Genomic DNA, 17,643 nt, shown 5'->3' on the forward strand with positions numbered 1-17,643 from the left:
AACTTAGTATCTTTCCTCTCTTACAAAAAGCCCTGTTATTGATGGATATATAAATGTAGTATCTTCTATATTCATATTTCTATTATTTAATTTTCCAAGTTCTTTTGACTCTTTAATTAATCTCATATCTCCCTTTTGAGCATTAGCTTTAGTTAGTTTTAATAATTCTTTGATTAGTTTAACTTTATCATCCATAGAAAAATTTATAAACATATCCCTTTTATTTTTTATTTTTTTTACTATGTTAGAGTATATATAGTAATGAGATTCTATCTTTTCTATAATACTGTCGTATACGTATATTAACTGTTCCTCTTGAACTTCTTTATTATATTTCTCACTAGTCATCTTATAAATTATTTCTTCTGATTTACTATCTAATAAGAGCTGTTTTGCATTGTGCCATTCACTAGGTGATGCTAAGTAAAAAATTCCTTTTTCATTTTTAAATAACTGATATTTAAATATTTTTCCTTTAATTATATTTACATCTTCTAAGTTTTGTACTTTTTCAAAATACTCTTTTAGCTTTTCTTTTGAATTACCTATGCCATTACTATATCTTATAGGAACTCCAATTAAAGCTTTAACTCTTTTGTTGTCTTTTTTGTATTCTATTATTGATGAATATGCAATATTTTCACTAGTATAATATCCATATTTACTGACATCTAAATTAGATTTTATAGGAATAGGATTTTTTACTATTTTACTACCATCTAACTTTGGGTAAATAGTAACGTTAAATAATTCTCCTTTATTTTCACAAACTCTCTTTGTAATACTGCAATCTTTATAATTTAATTGTTTCTTTATTTTATTTATAGATTTATTTTCTACCCAAATTTCCTTACCATTTTTTTTAAAAGTATTATTCATTGAACCTATAATAAACCCATATTTATTTGTTCTATTGTTATTAGAAAACTTATACTTTTTATATTCACCATACACAACTTCTTTTTCTAAACTTGGAAATCTATTTAATATATAATTTCCTATTACACTTACAATAAAAGCATCTTTAGCATGGTGATAGTCATTTATTTCTCTATTTTTATATATGTCAAACTGCTTTCTAAAATCATCTACTAAATTAGCTTTGATCGGTACTATTTTTGTTCCTTCTTTTTCATAACAGTTTATCAATATATTTGTTACATGTTTTGATATCTGTCTAGTTTCAACTAGTTGCCTATTTATAAACCCTTGTTCTTCATATTGATTTAGCTCACGTTTCATTAAGTTGTTATATTTCTTACTACTTATTAGATTTTTATCTTTTAAGTATTTCCACCAAGTTTTTATATCATCTGAAACAAAATTAGCAGGCATTACTTTATTCGATCTATTTTGATTTTCTTCCTTTTTAACTAATACCATGTTATCTATGCTATTATCTTTTACTAAAGATTGATATATAATATGATCTATTTCATATAGATGAAGTTGATCAAAATTTAATGGTTCTCCAGTATACATACATTTTCCAAGTTGCATAAAATATAATTGTTTTCTTTTATTGTCTATAGTCGTATTTTTATTTTTTAATAATTTCTTAGCATCTGCATGTATATATGAACTATCTACTTTACCTAGATCTGCATATAGCTTTTCCAGTTTATTTTTCTTTGTGTTAGTTCTTTTAGATTCTGCATCCTCTCTTGCAAATTCTATAAATATATTTTTAGGATATCCCCTCATTATTTTAACTATTTCTTCAATTAGTTTTATACTTTGCCATATACCTCTTTTAATCTTTGGTGATCCTTGCAAATCTTTTACTAAGTTATCATAAGTTATTTTATTGCTAAAATCTAACTTATTTTCATCCATTATTTTTTTATCAAAACCATACGTTTTATTATTTATGATTTGCATGAAATTTAAATCTGTATCTCTTAAAATATCTATTATAGTTGATTTTTTTTGTGTTGAATCTATTGTATATATTTCATCTAGTAGTTTTTTAGAAAATCTAGACCATCCTTTATATTTTAATTTTAGTATTTTATTTATTTTCTCTTTATCATTTGATATATCAGGATATACCTTATCTATTTTACTTTTTAATGTATTTTTATCTTCAAATACAGTTATCCACTCTATAATTTTTTCTATTTTTTCTCTATTAAAACGATTTACTTCACCAAATATGTTTATAAAGTCTATATACGGTGCTAAAGATGATGCAGCTTTTTTATCGCCTTGTAATCCCTCTACCTTACATTCATTGTTTGTGTTTTGATAATTATTTTCATACCAATTTGCTATATCTTTTTCAGATACAGTTTTTTTCTTTAAAAACACCTTTTCTCTTAAATCTTCTTTAAGTTCTTTATCTATTTTTTTACCATTAATTCTAATCTTATTTATTTCATTGTAGTACATATAATCAGCAAATAATAAAGAATTTCTAGGAATAACATCTTCGTTTATTAAGTAAGTACATTTGTTAGTCATTCTTTTTATAAATTTTTCTGCTGATGCATCTATATCTACTATTTGATCCATATTCCAAGGATATATTTTCTCATTTTCCATGCCTTTTATTTTTTGAACCCAGGCAAATTTACTTTTATGGTTTAATGGACCTACATAATATGGTACTCTAAAGTTTAAAAGTTTTAATATTTTATCTTTATTTTCTAATATATCTTTATAATACTTTCCTTGATTTTCAAGTATTTTTATTAGCTCTCGTTCATTTAATTGATATGGTATTGCTGAATTATCTTTAGTATTTTGTATTATTAGAAAATTATCATTTTCAATTTCTTTTAATATATACTCTTTTTCTGACATCATATATTGATCATCTAAATAGCTTTCTATAGCTTGTTTGATTTTATTATAGAAAAGTTCTCTTACTGTCTTATTTTTTATACTTTTATTTTTATCTTTTATATAAGTTATGTAGTTTATCCCTTCTATGTTTGACTTGAATATTTCCCTATATAGTTCATAATCATAGTGAGATATTATTTCTTTCAGCATTTTTAATTCTTTTTTATATTTTTCAAATGACTCTACCTTTGCAAAAGATATATAAGTTTGACCACTTAATATACTTCCCATTACTGACCAACTATATATTTTTTGCATTATTTCAAGTAGAATATAATCATCTCCTAATATATCTTCTGCTTTATCTAACTTTTCATCTATATCATCATCTGAAAATTTAAAACTAATCTCTTCATCAAAAACTATATCTTTAAATATTTTACTTAAATCTATTTTTAAACCAACTATTCCATTAAATATATTTTTTAACTGATTTTTAGATATCTTATCACCATTAATTAATAAATCTACTTTTTTTGTCCTACTAATATTTTTATCAGATATTATATCTTGTATTTTTGTTATAGATAGCTTTATATCTGCTATTTCTAATCTATTTACTTCATCTATTAATTCTTGAATAGTTTCTTTTATATCTCCTGTAATATTTTCAAAGTTTTGTCCTTCATATAAAAAATTTCCTCTATACTTAATTATGTGATGAAGTGCAAGATATACTAATCTTATATCTTTTTTTTCTGTATTTTCTATAAGCTCTTTTCTTAAATGATATATTGTAGGATACTGTTTATAATAATCTTTATCTGAAAAATTTTTTCCTACAAATAAATTTGACTTGTTAATTTTATCTTGTCTTTCATCTATATGTAAAAAAGACTCTTTTAGTCGTATAAAGAATGTTTTATCTACTTTTTCTATTTCTTTTCCTAATAACATTTGTAATAATGCTATTCTTTCTCTTCTCCTATTAAGCCTTCTTCTTGTACTTCTATTAGTTCTTCTAATTTCTGCGGTTTGACCTTCATCAAAAAGACGTACTCCCCACATATTTTGTTTTTTAAATTTTAATATATTATAATTTTCATCTGTTACTGCCCATCCAACTGAATGTGTGCCTATATCTAACCCTATATTATAGTTTTTATTCATTTTCCCTTGCGCTCCCTGTTTAAAAATAATATACTATTAATAGATGTTAATACCATCTAAAATAACATAACAAAGTTAAAATAAGTCTTTAGACTAATTGTCTTTTTATTAAGACCATCCTTTAGAGGATTAAAAAGTTGCTCACGAGAGCAACTTTTTTTGCATTTCTACTAATAATTATATATAAAAACTTACTTCATTGCACAATATTATATCTGAATTTTTATATTTTTATATAAATTTAGTAAAATCGATAAATATAATAATTTTTCATCAACCATACACCCTATAATTAAGTCTCTTCCCCTTAATCTCAACAGTACTCCCCTTACACATCTCAACCAGCCTACTCCCAACACCCTCATCAACACTCAAAATCTCACCAATTCCCTTCTCACAACTAACAATAACTGGCAAATTATTAAAATACCTATGATTAATAATCTCAAACATAATATTAACATCACTCCCACTAATACTTCCCTTAAACAAATCATCAACAAGTAGCACCCTACAATTTTTATACCTATTCATCTCTCTATGGTAATAAACCTGATCCATAATATTTTGCTTAATCTTAACAACACTATCCCTATACCCCATGTACAAAACGCCGACTCCCCTATCCATAAGAGCATTAGCAATAGCCAAAGACAAGTGGGTCTTACCTGACCCAACCTGTCCCATAAACATAATAGAATTATTCTTAACTTTCTCTATATCATCAAAATCCCTAACATACTTAGTAGCGGCCCTATAAGCATTCATAAGCTGAACATCACGAGTATAATTAAAGTTATCAAAAGTCTTATTCCTAAACTCACTACTTATACCACTTCTTCTTAGTATATCTTCAGCTTCACGCAAAGCCCTACACTCACAAGGAATTGCCACCCCATCATCTATAATAAAAGTCATATCCCTACACTTACTGCACTTATACTTACTATCACTCTTTAAAACCTTCAAGCTCTCTGTTAAACTTTCTGATTTCTTCATCTGTTGGTTTTCTATAAAGTTCTTCATCCTCATTTTCAAAGACGTTGGCATATTTAAGCTTTGTATGCTCATTCTTATATCTTCCATAATTATCTCCCCTATTCTTAAAACTTAATTCATAAGATTTCAAATCACTTATACACCTAATGTTATTATCATTCCACTGCTTTAAAATCCCGTTAATATATCCTTTGTTGCATTTTCCTTTATCAGTAGCAATTTCTATAGCTCTTTTAAAAAGTTCATAATCAACCCTCTCGCAAACTTCAATTAGCCACTCTCCTACAATAGGGTTTATTAGTCCAACGTTTTCCTCATACAAAGTTTTAAACTTTTTCAAATCACTTTCATGCTCATTACATACATCATCTATATACTTATTACATAAATAACCATTACCTACACCATTATTACAAGATTCATTATTACAGACCTTATTATTAAAAGCATCTTTTTGACTACTTGAATTTAATCTATTATTTTTATTTTTATTTTTATTTTTATATTTTTCTTTATATTTTTCTTTTTGTTTTTCTTTTTCTTTTTCTTTTTCCCCATAGTGGTTGTTCAAGTTGCAATCAACTTCAGATATTGGTTTATCTATACTATCTATACTGTATCCATACTTATTACATTCATTTAAAAACAACTCTTTAAGAAGATCACTCTTAATATTAGCTAACTCTTTTTCTATACACTTTTTTACCTTAGGACTATTAGCCTTGTTATGCTTCATCCAGTTTTTTATAAATATTTCTTTAGTTTCATTACAGTAAACTATCTTTTTATAATCTTCAAATCTATTAATAAGCTTCTCTACCGTTTCTCTGTTATATCCAGTTTCCGTTTCTATAATTCTTTTTGGAAGTTCATAAATACCACTTTGACTTGTTTTTGAATTGGTCATTAGATAAATATAAAAATACTTTTCTTCAGGTGTTAAATCAAGAATAAATCCATCTTGCCAATAGTCTATATGAATATGCCTATAAACAGCCATAGTAAGTTACCCCCTTTTTATTTACTCAATTTGCTTATATTTAATCTCATACTTATTTGATTTTAGTCTTATATTTAATTATAAATTTTTTCATCCTTACTAAATTCTAAAAACTCTTGAAGTAGTAGTTTTCATATACTTACTTGCTATTTCTGGGTGATCTTGTTTTAATTTCTTTGTATCTATAGTGTTTCTAACTTGCTTTTTCCAAGTTATTTTTCTATCTCCTAAATAAGCTACTTCATAATCCTTCATTTGCATTTGTAAATACTGCTCTATTGCTTTTCTCTCCATATCTAAATTTTTTACAAATTCACGTACATCATCATACCTTTTTAATAAATCTCCTTTTTCAAATAGTATAAGTTCTTCATCAACACTATCTTTATAAAGTACTTGAAGTACCTTGGAATAATCTTCACTTCCATCAGGGGAAGGCAATTCTTCTCCTAGTATACACTTGTCCCAAAACATTTTTTCTAAATCCATTATTTCATTTATAATTTCTTCATTTCTATCTATTTTGTGAATTACAAGCTCTTCATTACCTATAAGAGCTGCTATATAGCAATGCGTTGCTCCAGTTATTGCCATATAATGATAGCATTGTATTTTATAATAAATTGGAACTTCCTTTTGCCATAATTTTTTTGAATAGCTATTTGTTATCTTACATTCTAAAAACGCTTTCTCTCCTATTACAGCTCTATCTATATTTGCAAGTGCAAAAGGGTATTTATCATTTTTTAGGATGCCATTTATACTTCTAACTTTTTTACCAGTCTTTAAAACAAATTCATTTGCTATAAAGTTTTTTAACTTATTACCTAGCTCCATTTTGTAATTTACTTCTTTATCTATTGCTAATTTATCTTTTATACTTTCATGTTTATAAATATCTCTTATACTTTCATCCTCATAAATGTCTTTTAATTTATTACATACATGATTAGTACTAATCTTATCCATATACACCCTCATAGAACTTTTATAAGGATTAAGACCTAAAACACTAGCAGCATCACTTCCTCCAATACCTTCTCTTCTAGCTTTTAGCCATTTTTCTTTTGAGATATTTTTAGTATTATAGATTACATTAGCATCTAAATATTTTCTCATTACTTACTCCCCCTTAGCATATTTATTTTTTATATTTTAGTGTTGTTATATTAGTGAAATTATAGAATTGCCTTGATGAAATTTATTAAAAGTCAAATTTATCTATGAAGTACAGTTGTCCTTTACCTGTAATAAGCGTTGTTGTAGATATTACTTCTCCTTCTGATGTCATTACTAATTTTTCTTCAACTTTAAACAGCCCTTGATTTATATAAACTTGCTTTGGTATATTTTTCTCTTTTCCTTTGCATATAAAATATCCCTTATCTCTAAACCATTTATATAATCTGTTTCTGCCTATTCTTTTATCGTTATTATTTAGTATTTTAGCAAATTGCCCTATAGTTATTGCATCCTTTGATGCTGCTATACCTTTTCCAAAATCCGTATATGGTTTATCTATGGCTATAGCTTCTTCTAATTTTTCTGCTTTTTTAAGAGCTAATATTTTTTCTTCTTTTTCCTTTTTTAGTTTAGTTGCCAACTTTATTATAAAATCTGGATCTTCTAAAGTTTTATTTATTACATCATCACTCATATATGCTCCATGATTTCTTATGCTTGGCATTACCTCATCCATTATCCATCTTTCAAATCTCTGTGCACTTGGTAATTTAGACCTCATAATAAGTCTATACATATTACCTTCATCTATAAATTTTTTATTAACATATTGAACTATATCGCTATTATCATTTCTTTTTCCTGTAACTACCCCTACGTCAGAAAAAATTACCCCTTCTTTCGTGCAATGTCTAATAATAGCATCCCTAGGATTTGAATATCCAAGTATCATTGCAACTTGTATAGCTTCAATGTACTCTTTATTATCTTTTATAATTACACTTAGTTCCCCAAACTCATTATTTTTAAATATTTTTAATGAATTCATATTACACTCCCCTACTTTTATTACCCTTTGGTAATTTTATATGCAAAAATATATCATTTACCTCTTCTAAAGTAAGCTTTAAAGCTTCACTTATCCTAGCAACTTCCTCTAGTGAAAATCTGTTTTTTCCATTTTCTTTTAAGTTATAACTTTTAGTATTCATGCCGATTTTACTAGCTATTTGTTCCTGAGTAAATCCCTTTAAAACTCTTTTTGATTTTAGAAGCCTCTGTTCCATTTTATTTCCCCCTAATGCTTATTTTGTTTTTTTTTCTTTATTTTATTACCGTTTTTACAATTACATAATATTACTATTTTTTACTAATGTCAATTACCCTTTTTACAATTATTTTCAATATAAACAATATTTTTACAATTTTATTACCGTTTGATACAATTTTATTTCCTTTATGGTAACATTATGTTACTATTAAGTTACCAATTTAAATAAAAAAATTTTTTTTATTTTTATATAAAAAGTACCTTTTAAACACTATAATTTTTTATTTTTAATAAATCTTAATCAAATCTAATGCAGTTAAAGGAGTGGTTTTTATTGGAAACGATAGGATACAGAATCTCTAAAGCTAGACGTCATATGAATATTAATCAAAAAGAACTAGCCTTAAGAGCCAACATTACAGAAGGAAGTTTATCTAGATATGAAAATGATATAAGAGAACCAAAAGCCGCTGCTATTACGCAACTTGCTGAGGCTTTAAATGTTTCCACTGATTATTTATTAGGACTTACTGATGATATGGAAGTTCAAAATAATAGATTAGCTGATAAATCAGATGAAGAGTTTGAAGAAATATACGAATTAATTAAACAAAGATTTGAATCTGGTAATATAATGTTTGATGGAGAACCAGCTTCAAAAGAAGCTATAGATAGCATGCTAAAAGCAATGAGAATGGGGATGCTTTTAGCTTTAGAAGAGCAAAAGAAAAATAGAAACAAAAATAATAAATAATAGATAAATATACATTATAAAAGGGGAGATTTATATTGTGTAGAGGTGCAAGAATAAAGGAAATGGTTAGGAAATTAAAAATACTCTATAAAAATGAAACACCGCTTGATGTTATACATCATAGAAACATCGTTGTATGCTATTTAGATAAAAACTGTGTTTCAAAAGGTGCATATGAAAAGCTTTTTGGAGCTCAATTTATTTATATAAATACAAAGCTATGTGATTATGAATCAAGAATGACCTATGCACACGAACTTGGACATTCAATACTTCATCCAGATATAGATACATTTGAGCTAAAAAGAACTAACCCTCTTTCATTAACAAAATATGAAAATGAAGCTCAAATATTTGCAGCAGAGTTTTTATTAGATGATGATATTTTAGAAAAATATCCTGATAAGACTATATTTGATATAGCAAGAGAAGAATATGTTTCAGTAGAATTAGTAAAACTTAAGATTGCAAATTTACAAAAGCATAATAACTTCTATGAATTTAATAATTTAAAAGAATCTAATTTTGCTGACTATTATACAATTTAATAGATATTTTAAATGATGCAGATGTAATAAAAAAGAAGCTAAATAGTTTTTTGGGACTGTAGGTAGTTTTGTGTAAATACAAACTTACCTACAGTCTTTTTTGAATGTAAAATTGGTAAGTTTGGAATAATATTCATATTAAACTTTTGGAGGTAAAGAAATGAAAGATCAAAGAGAAATAATTATTCCAGATTTAGACTACCAAGCTGAAGTAAGAAAATGTAAAACCATGGAAGATGTAGTTGGTAAAAATGGATTAATGCAAAAGCTGTTCAAAGATATTATCCAACAATTGCTAGAAGCAGAAATGGAAGAACATCTGGGAAGAGAAAGGCATGAAAGAAGTAATGAAGCTAATCCAAACTATAGGAATGGATATAGTTCTAAGACTATTGAAAGTAGTTTTGGTGAAGTTGGCCTAGATATACCAAGAGATAGAAAAGCACAATTTGAACCGAAGGTTGTTAAAAAGTATGAAACTGTATGTAATGAACTAGATAAAAAAATAATAGGTCTTTATGCCTGTGGTATGAGTGTAAGAGATATCCAATCTGAAATGGAAGAACTATATGGCATTGATGTGTCTCCTGCAATGATATCTAAGATAACAGATAAGGTTGTAGAGGCTGCCGCCGAATGGCAAAGCAGAGAACTTGATGAAATATACCCAATCGTATATATGGATGCTATGCATTTTAAAGTAAGAGATGATAATAAAATAGTTTCAAAGGCAGCATATATATGTATGGCTTTAGATATGAAAGGAAAAAAAGATATATTAGGTATTTGGATTGGTGAATCAGAAGGCGCAAAATTTTGGCTATCAGTTTGTAATGATTTGAAAAATAGAGGCGTAGATGATATTTTAATTGCATGTATGGATGGTTTAAAAGGTCTACCTGAAGCAATTAAAACTGTATATCCAGATGTAAGTATTCAAACTTGTATAGTTCATCAAATTAGAAACTCTCTTAAATATATAGCATCAAAAGATCAGAGAGAGTTTATGAAAGATTTAAAAAGTGTTTATAGGGCATTTAACGAAGAAACAGCACTTAAAAATTTAGATATTCTTAAGGAGAAATGGTATTCAAAATATTCTGTTGTAATAGATTCATGGTACAATAACTGGAGTAATCTGAATACGTATTTTGAATATCCACATGAAATTAGAAGAATTATTTATACTACAAATGCTCTTGAGGGATTTAATAGACAGTTAAGAAAATATACTAAGGTAAGAACTGTATTTCCAACAGATGAGTCACTAAGAAAATCACTATATTTATCTACCATGAAAATTATGGAGAAATGGACCTCTCCAAACCAAAATTGGGCGTCTACTTTAGGACAGCTTACAATTATGTTTGGAGAAAGGATACCTAACTCTTACACAATATAAATTTTTTTTAAAATTATGGAAAATTTAGTGTATAAATAACTAAATTAAACACATAATAATTGTGTAAAGAATTCCAGTATTAGTATTTCTCAAAAATAAAAAAATATTACTGGAATTTGAAATTTCCAGTAATATAAATTATAAAAAATCTTATTTACACAAATCTATAGACATTCTCTATTTTTCTAGTATAGTAACTCTTGTTCCACTCTTTGAATTTATACTTCCTGGTACTCTTAGAATTCTTGTTACATCTAGTGCTTTTCTGTCTGCTCCAAATTCTTTTAATTGACTATATAAATACTCTTGAACTGCTTTCCATAACGACAGAGCCTTATATGGTACTTTCTCAATACTCCAAACCAAAGTTAATCCTCTTCCACTATCAATTATTAAATTTGGTATTGGAATTGATCTATTAAAATAATTTTCTTCCAAATTCATAAGTATTTGAGTTTTAGTGAATTTAGTATTATATGTATCAAGGTCTATGAATAGACTTCCTATTTCTTTTATCGTTTCAATCCGTCTCATTGGCTTATAAAACGTACTCATAGAAATATAAATATTCTCTTTATCAAAATCTTGTTTCAGCAAATCTCCTACAAGATAATGCCACTGGCTAAATTCTTTATTTTTATTTATTTCAGCCTTTGTTATCCACCCTTTACTATCTCCATGAATTGTATCTATATATTCAATACTCTCATCAATATCATCTACTTTTATTAATGTATTCCTCATTATCTCACCCCCTTACTTGTAGATAATATCAATATTATATCATATTTTGTATTTATTTCTCTTTTCTTCCTTAAACAAGATAAAATAAAAATAGTTAAATAATTATATAAAGAAGGTATACAAATAATTTGAAATAGTAGAAAAGTTATAGTTAATTAAGTCCACTGTAAGTAAATACTATAATAAAATTGAATTGTGTAACTTTAATTACTCTTTCAATACGTTATTTATCAAGTTAATATCTTTTTTGTTTTCTTATTTACAATTAATCCACGAAAAAAATTACAAACACTAAAGTAGTACATATATCGAATTATTTCTTAATAAAGCATGTTATGTGGTAAATTTTATTGAAAATATATATTTAATCTTTTATTATAAAAATATATAAAGGAGGTGTTTTATTTGAAATTAAAAACATTTGTGAAGACTTTGTTTGTATTAACTATATTATTGGGATGTGGATTAGGTACTTTTATATTCGCATCAAGTAATAATAATAATGTACATGAGACATTAGATTCATTAAGAGGGTATTTTTTGAAAAATGATGATGGACAAACATATGGAACTCATATAGATCATGGAAATGGTGAATTTGAAGAGCCAGATCTAATTGCCGTTGTAGGAGAAGATAATGTTGAGGGATATGTAAAAAAATCAGATTTATATAATGATTTAGAAACACCTTCAACACCTGAAGAGGCTATTGAATATACGAAAAAAAAGGAAGAACAGGGACCAAGATTTATACCAGTTTATACTAATGATGGTAAAACTATAATAGGTAAATATATGGTAAATTAACTTATATTTAAATAATTTTGTTAATTAGTAAAATCATTTAAATATAGTGTCTCATATTAAAATATAAAGGGGAGAATTATTATGAAAAAAGGAATAAATAAAAAATTATCATTAGCTTTAACGACATTTATATTATTTTCAAGTAATGTATACGCTAATGAATCAGTTAGTGTAGAAAATAGTAAAGATACAGTTTTAACTAAATCATCGTTATCGAGAGCATCAGTCACTAGTGAATGGAATTATAAAACTCACGATGGTAGAAGTTATAAAAATCAATCATCGACTACTTCTAATTCAGGTTCAGTATGGGGGAGTAATTTTATAAGATCTCGTTCAGGAAATTTACCTGGAGGTACTATGGGGACTCATGTAAACCTATACAACTCTTCTGGTAAAGTAGTAAGAACTTCTGACTGGTATTACGAACCATCTACTTCAGCAGGGTTCACAAGACTAACTCCATCATATAAGGCAAGTTCCGGAACTTTCTACACAAAATCTACAAACCATTTATACACTAGGTCAAACGGTAAATATGTTCCATTTTCATCAATACCGTCACCTAAGCTAAGTCTAAGAAGTTTAGAAATCACTTTATCTGAGGAAGAGTTAAATGAGAGAGACCATTTATATAAAACTAAGAATATGATTCCAGCTGTAGGTGAAAATGACATAGAAGGATATATAAGTATAGATGACTTATATGGTGAAATTCCAGAATCACCAAAAGATGCTATTATGAGGCAATTAGTAAGAGCTAAATCATCAAAGCAATATAGAATGATACCTCTTTATCATACAGATGGAGAAACTATTATAGGGGAGTATCGAATAGATTTCAACTTAGATGGTGTTGAAAATATAATAGTAGAATAATATATGGGTCATAAAATATAGAAAACTGTATAGAACGATATAATAGATAGAGTGATGATTTAGTGAAAATAACGGTTAAGTAAAATCATCACTCTACTTCTATAAATAAATTTTTAAGGACTAGTTTTTTCAAAAATGACCACAAAAACATACGATTTAATAATCATATTTACACAAATCTATATACATTCTCCACATAAAGGGTGCAGTTCATAATCTCATAAGTGCTTTCCCATCTTTTAGCTATATGTTACAGTAGCATTTATACCAAAACCTACTTGAGTACTATAACTTGGTACATATTTTGTATACTTTGCACCGTAAGAAAAGGTATGAGAGTTTGAAGCATATCCAACTTTTGTCGCTGAAAGCTTTCTAGTTGCTTTACTTGTGCCGCCTTTTCCAACATACGATCCCTGAGATGCTGCTCCAAGCGTTGTAATATATCCATTGTAATTAACTTTATTGGAAATTGCGATTGAAGATTTTAATTTTTTTGAAGCATTAGCTGCAAATGTTCCTTTTGATGTTAATGAAACTATTTTTTTATTACCATCATAAGGATTTCTTATTATGAAATTATGAGTGATAGTTGTAGGATAGTCAAACCATACAGTAATATCTTTCTGCAATCTCGTATTCAAATCTCTTATCATCTCTGATTTGTAATTTGCACTTAATAATCCTTCTTCTACTAAAACATCACTATTTTCTATTTCTACATCTACAACTTCAGATTCAACTATAAGCTCATCTAATTTTAATAGCTTCCCATTAGCGTCCCTTATTTCCATATCATTAGTTAAACTTTCTCCAACATCTACTTCACTACTTGCTGCATCAGAAGTAATTCCTAAAGGTGCAATCATAGAAATGCTTAAGACCCCTGATAAAACTAAACCTCTGAATTTTTTATTCATAGTTATCCCCCTTGTAATTAAAAACTTAATACCATGTATTATATCTTTTTATTTTTTTTAAAAGTAAATAAAAAGATTCCTAAAATAATAATAACAACAAACATAATAATTATTAACTTATATGGAATTAGGTTCAAATATATAGTACTAGTGTCATCCATAAAAACCACCTCTTTTTTATGAAGATATAACATATAAATATATTTAGACATTTATAATCATTTCTCCTCCAAAAATACTTTTTTATTTATAAAAAACTCAAATTATATGTTATAAAGTTAATATTGAATTTTTTTAGTTCTTTTATAACTTGAGATACTCTACCTTTACTTAATTTCAATTCTTTTAGTTTTTGCAATTAATTGAAATTCATTAATATGACCAAATTTACTATGAAAATCATTTTTTGAATTTTTATAAATATTATTTAAAGACATGGGTCTTGAATTTAAAGAATCTCCTCCTAGTAATAATTGTTCATTTACATAATTTTAATACTTCAAATAAATCATAACTAAATAATTAATATATAAATTCAAAAATATAATTATCGAATTCTAACAAGTCTTAAAATTTAGGTTTAGGGATTAGTTGTATTAAAAAAGAGTGAACATATTGGAATTACTATATTCCTCTACATTCACTCTTTTTTTAATTTTTTATTTTTTGTTAAACTTTATTTTTTTAATTTTTGTAAATTCGATATAAATTAATTTACTTTATACTTTTACTTTATTTTTATCTGTATTATTTGTATTTATTATGTATTTTACTTTATTTTTTTATTACAACATTTAATAAATTTTATAAAGTATAATCCTATCTTACAACATACAAATTATCAGTTTTACATATCAAGCCAAGTAGATGATCCAGAGTATATAAATTCTGTATGCTTACACTTCGGACATACATAAATCTTAAAAATTAAATGTTCCTCTACATCAAAAATAGCTTTAAACAACCCCCTATTTTCATCTTGTGAATCAAATCTATACTCTTTCAAAAAAATTAATTCTTCTTTACATCTTAAACATTCCATTTTGTATTCTCCTCCCCAAAATCAGTTATCATGTTTATTATTTTTCATATACTCATATAATGCCATAGATAATATATCTTGTACTTTATAATTTGAATTTTCTTTGCAGAATTTACTAAATTCTTTTTGAACTTCTTCATAAAGTCTATAACATCTTGATACTGTTTTTCCTTCAAACTTTTTTATATTTCTCGAATTATAATTATTTAATTTATTCTCTATAGCCTCTATTTTCGATTCTAAGATTTGTATTTTTTCTTCTAATGCTTTTGTATTATTATTGCATTTATTTTCTTCCTCTTCCTTATTATTTAATTCTAAAGAACATATATATTTATTCTGAATTTTATTAAATTCATATCCTTGTTTTAAAAATCTTTTTCTTATTGTAGCCCTAGATATATTTATGTCTTTACATATTTCCGTTAAACTTTTTTTATCTAATTTTTGATTTATATATTCAACTTGATCCTTTATTTTTAATTTATTAAATTCTTCTTTTTCCATAAAAAATATCCCCCTAATACAATAAATACTTTTGTATTTATTTTTATTAAAGAGATTAAATTTCCTCTAAAAAATAAAATACTTTTGCATTTATTTTGAATTATTTTTTATGAAAATTTATTTTAAAAATAAGTTTTGAGTGAGCGAAAAACTTACTAAATTTAAAAAACTTGTTTTTTTAAAAAAGAGCATAAGGAGTTTTTGTGCCCTTTTTCAAAGGTCAACTAGGCAAAGCCTAGCAATACTCTAAAAGTTAATAAATTAACTTAGGCACAAAAAAAATACGATTATCACACCTTTTATCACACTCATGTCCCAAAGTTGTCACACTAAATCACACTTTTTATCACATTCTTTTTAGTTAGATTTTCATAATAAATAAATTTTTAACAATGAATTTTATTTACTAACGCACCACTAAAGTGGCTTGTTGCTAACGCCCTCCTTATTTATTTTCCATTGAAGAAAAATCACTTCAAGCTAAAATAAAACGTCAGTTGTTTCTATATATTTTTTATTTGTTATAAATAAAAAAATCAGTCTTACATCAAGATATTTTTTAATGCAAAACTGATTTTTATTTTTATAAATTCTATAATTTTTTTTATTATTTTAATATAAATTTATTTCCTATTTTTGTACTCATCAAAACTAAATACATTGTTTTTATAAACTCTTTTTTCTTCAACTTTTTCTATTGGTTCTTCCTTAGATCTTCTCTTGTTTAATCTTTCTATAAATGCATTTATTGCTTTTTCTTCTAACTCTTTATTTACTTCTACATACTTAAATGTTTGCTTATCTAAATACCTACGTACACCATCATCTTCTATATCATCTGGTAAAACATAATCTAAATAATCCTCTAAAAGTTCTTCATTACTTCTACTTCTATCATAATCTTTTAAATAAAAAGTAATGCTGCCACTTATCTTTTGCCATAACTTTTTTTCATCCATAAAAACACCCTTTCTAGTAACAGGTACTACGTACCCTATAATACAAGCCGAGAAAATTTGGCACCTCAATATTGATTGAATTTTATTCATTTTTATCTTATAATACTAAAAGAACAAGGTTATATTAAACCTTGCTCTTTCAAAAATTTAATATCACGAATACAATTTCGTTTAGATATATTTAAAACTCTGCATATATCTTTTTGTAAAAGTCCTTCGGCCAAAAGGGCTTTTATTTTTTGTCTTCTCTGTGATATTTTTTCTTTTTCAGAAATCCTTCCAGATGATTTTAATTTTTCTAAATACTTATTTCTTTGATACTCTCTATCCCTTCGCTTGTACTCTTCTTTACCAATAATAATCTTCATGTGAGTTTGTTCATACTCTGATATTTCTAAAAGTTCTATAAGAGTTTCATTTTTGTATTTATACTGCTTGTCCTTTGATTTAAATACCTTCTCTGCACTATTTGTTGCCCTTATAAGCTCTTTCTCACTTAATGGTTGTATAAACTCCTTATTAAGTTCTAAAACGTCTTCTAAGGCTTTTTGTTCATCTTCATAGAAGTAACATAAATAATATCTATACAAGAATAATATTATTTCTCTTTGACCTTTTATATCATAGTTTCTTAACTCACATAGCTTTACTAAATCTAATATTCTTCCTTGATACAAGGAACGTTCCCTATGAATATAAACTACTTTTTTAGGTCTTCCCTTTTTCTTTTGTCTATTTTCATCTAGATCAGGTAGAAATTCACTTTGTATTTCTCTCAAAGTATACTTATATTCATTTTTCGGGACTGTAGGTAGTTTTGTGTAAATACAAACTTACCTACAGTCTTTTTTGAATGTAAAATTGGTAAGTTTGGAATAATATTCATATTAAA

Annotated in this window: 17 protein-coding genes; 5 read left to right on the forward strand and 12 right to left on the reverse strand. The window is 26.2% G+C overall.

The window, feature by feature from the left end; genetic code table 11:
- Positions 1-3: 3 nt before the first annotated feature.
- The 6 genes from cas9 to HF520_RS06435 all read right to left on the reverse strand — a co-directional run bounded on the left by cas9 (position 4) and on the right by HF520_RS06435 (position 8,205).
- Positions 4-3,957, reverse strand: a complete 3,954-nt coding sequence (gene cas9, locus HF520_RS06410) for a type II CRISPR RNA-guided endonuclease Cas9 (protein ID WP_168573229.1) — start codon at positions 3,955-3,957, stop codon at positions 4-6.
- Positions 3,958-4,230: 273 nt separating this feature from the next.
- A complete protein-coding gene (locus tag HF520_RS06415) occupies positions 4,231-4,956 on the reverse strand; it encodes an ATP-binding protein (protein WP_168573230.1) in 726 nt (241 codons plus the stop codon).
- Positions 4,907-5,956: a DnaD domain protein gene (locus HF520_RS06420; RefSeq protein ID WP_168573231.1), complete on the reverse strand. Its 1,050-nt coding sequence runs from the start codon at positions 5,954-5,956 to the stop codon at positions 4,907-4,909. Before HF520_RS06420 ends, HF520_RS06415 begins: the two co-directional genes overlap by 50 nt.
- Before the next feature lie 99 nt (positions 5,957-6,055).
- Positions 6,056-7,075, reverse strand: a complete 1,020-nt coding sequence (locus HF520_RS06425; protein WP_168573232.1) for a YqaJ viral recombinase family nuclease — start codon at positions 7,073-7,075, stop codon at positions 6,056-6,058.
- Between the two features lie 85 nt (positions 7,076-7,160).
- Positions 7,161-7,967: a phage antirepressor KilAC domain-containing protein gene (locus HF520_RS06430; protein WP_168573233.1), complete on the reverse strand. Its 807-nt coding sequence runs from the start codon at positions 7,965-7,967 to the stop codon at positions 7,161-7,163.
- Position 7,968: 1 nt separating this feature from the next.
- Positions 7,969-8,205, reverse strand: a complete 237-nt coding sequence (locus tag HF520_RS06435) for a helix-turn-helix transcriptional regulator (RefSeq protein WP_168573234.1) — start codon at positions 8,203-8,205, stop codon at positions 7,969-7,971.
- 318 nt (positions 8,206-8,523) lie between these two features.
- On the opposite strand from HF520_RS06435, the gene HF520_RS06440 reads away from it, so the two are divergent.
- From HF520_RS06440 to HF520_RS06450, 3 genes are all read left to right on the forward strand, one after another.
- Entirely contained in the window at positions 8,524-8,943 is a 420-nt protein-coding gene (locus tag HF520_RS06440; protein ID WP_168573235.1) for a helix-turn-helix domain-containing protein, read from the forward strand.
- A gap of 35 nt (positions 8,944-8,978) precedes the next feature.
- Complete coding sequence (locus tag HF520_RS06445) at positions 8,979-9,491, forward strand: ImmA/IrrE family metallo-endopeptidase (protein ID WP_168573236.1); 513 nt, start codon at positions 8,979-8,981, stop codon at positions 9,489-9,491.
- A 160-nt stretch (positions 9,492-9,651) separates the two neighbouring features.
- The gene (locus HF520_RS06450; RefSeq protein ID WP_168572333.1) at positions 9,652-10,893 is read left to right on the forward strand and encodes an IS256 family transposase; all 1,242 of its coding nucleotides are present in this window, start codon (positions 9,652-9,654) and stop codon (positions 10,891-10,893) included.
- 177 nt (positions 10,894-11,070) lie between these two features.
- Here the strand turns inward: HF520_RS06450 and HF520_RS06455 are convergent, their stop codons facing one another.
- Positions 11,071-11,637: a hypothetical protein gene (locus tag HF520_RS06455; RefSeq protein WP_168573237.1), complete on the reverse strand. Its 567-nt coding sequence runs from the start codon at positions 11,635-11,637 to the stop codon at positions 11,071-11,073.
- A gap of 405 nt (positions 11,638-12,042) precedes the next feature.
- On the opposite strand from HF520_RS06455, the gene HF520_RS06460 reads away from it, so the two are divergent.
- Both HF520_RS06460 and HF520_RS06465 read left to right on the forward strand, forming a co-directional pair.
- Positions 12,043-12,444, forward strand: coding sequence for a hypothetical protein (locus HF520_RS06460; RefSeq protein WP_168573238.1), 402 nt, complete (start codon positions 12,043-12,045; stop codon positions 12,442-12,444).
- Between the two features lie 81 nt (positions 12,445-12,525).
- Positions 12,526-13,323, forward strand: a complete 798-nt coding sequence (locus tag HF520_RS06465) for a hypothetical protein (protein ID WP_168573239.1) — start codon at positions 12,526-12,528, stop codon at positions 13,321-13,323.
- Between the two features lie 239 nt (positions 13,324-13,562).
- On the opposite strand, the gene HF520_RS06470 is transcribed toward HF520_RS06465, so the two are convergent.
- The 5 genes from HF520_RS06470 to HF520_RS06490 all read right to left on the reverse strand — a co-directional run bounded on the left by HF520_RS06470 (position 13,563) and on the right by HF520_RS06490 (position 17,530).
- Positions 13,563-14,243, reverse strand: coding sequence for a hypothetical protein (locus HF520_RS06470; protein WP_168573240.1), 681 nt, complete (start codon positions 14,241-14,243; stop codon positions 13,563-13,565).
- A gap of 847 nt (positions 14,244-15,090) precedes the next feature.
- Complete coding sequence (locus HF520_RS06475) at positions 15,091-15,285, reverse strand: hypothetical protein (RefSeq protein WP_168573241.1); 195 nt, start codon at positions 15,283-15,285, stop codon at positions 15,091-15,093.
- Positions 15,286-15,306: 21 nt separating this feature from the next.
- Positions 15,307-15,792 carry a DUF4250 domain-containing protein gene (locus tag HF520_RS06480; RefSeq protein WP_168573242.1) on the reverse strand — a complete coding sequence of 162 codons (486 nt, stop codon included), beginning with the start codon at positions 15,790-15,792 and terminating at the stop codon, positions 15,307-15,309.
- 623 nt (positions 15,793-16,415) lie between these two features.
- A complete protein-coding gene (locus HF520_RS06485; protein WP_168573243.1) occupies positions 16,416-16,751 on the reverse strand; it encodes a hypothetical protein in 336 nt (111 codons plus the stop codon).
- Positions 16,752-16,870: 119 nt separating this feature from the next.
- Entirely contained in the window at positions 16,871-17,530 is a 660-nt protein-coding gene (locus HF520_RS06490; RefSeq protein WP_168573244.1) for a hypothetical protein, read from the reverse strand.
- Positions 17,531-17,643 lie beyond the last annotated feature (113 nt).

It is taken from the genome of Romboutsia sp. CE17 (assembly GCF_012317385.1).
GTDB lineage: Bacteria > Bacillota > Clostridia > Peptostreptococcales > Peptostreptococcaceae > Romboutsia_E.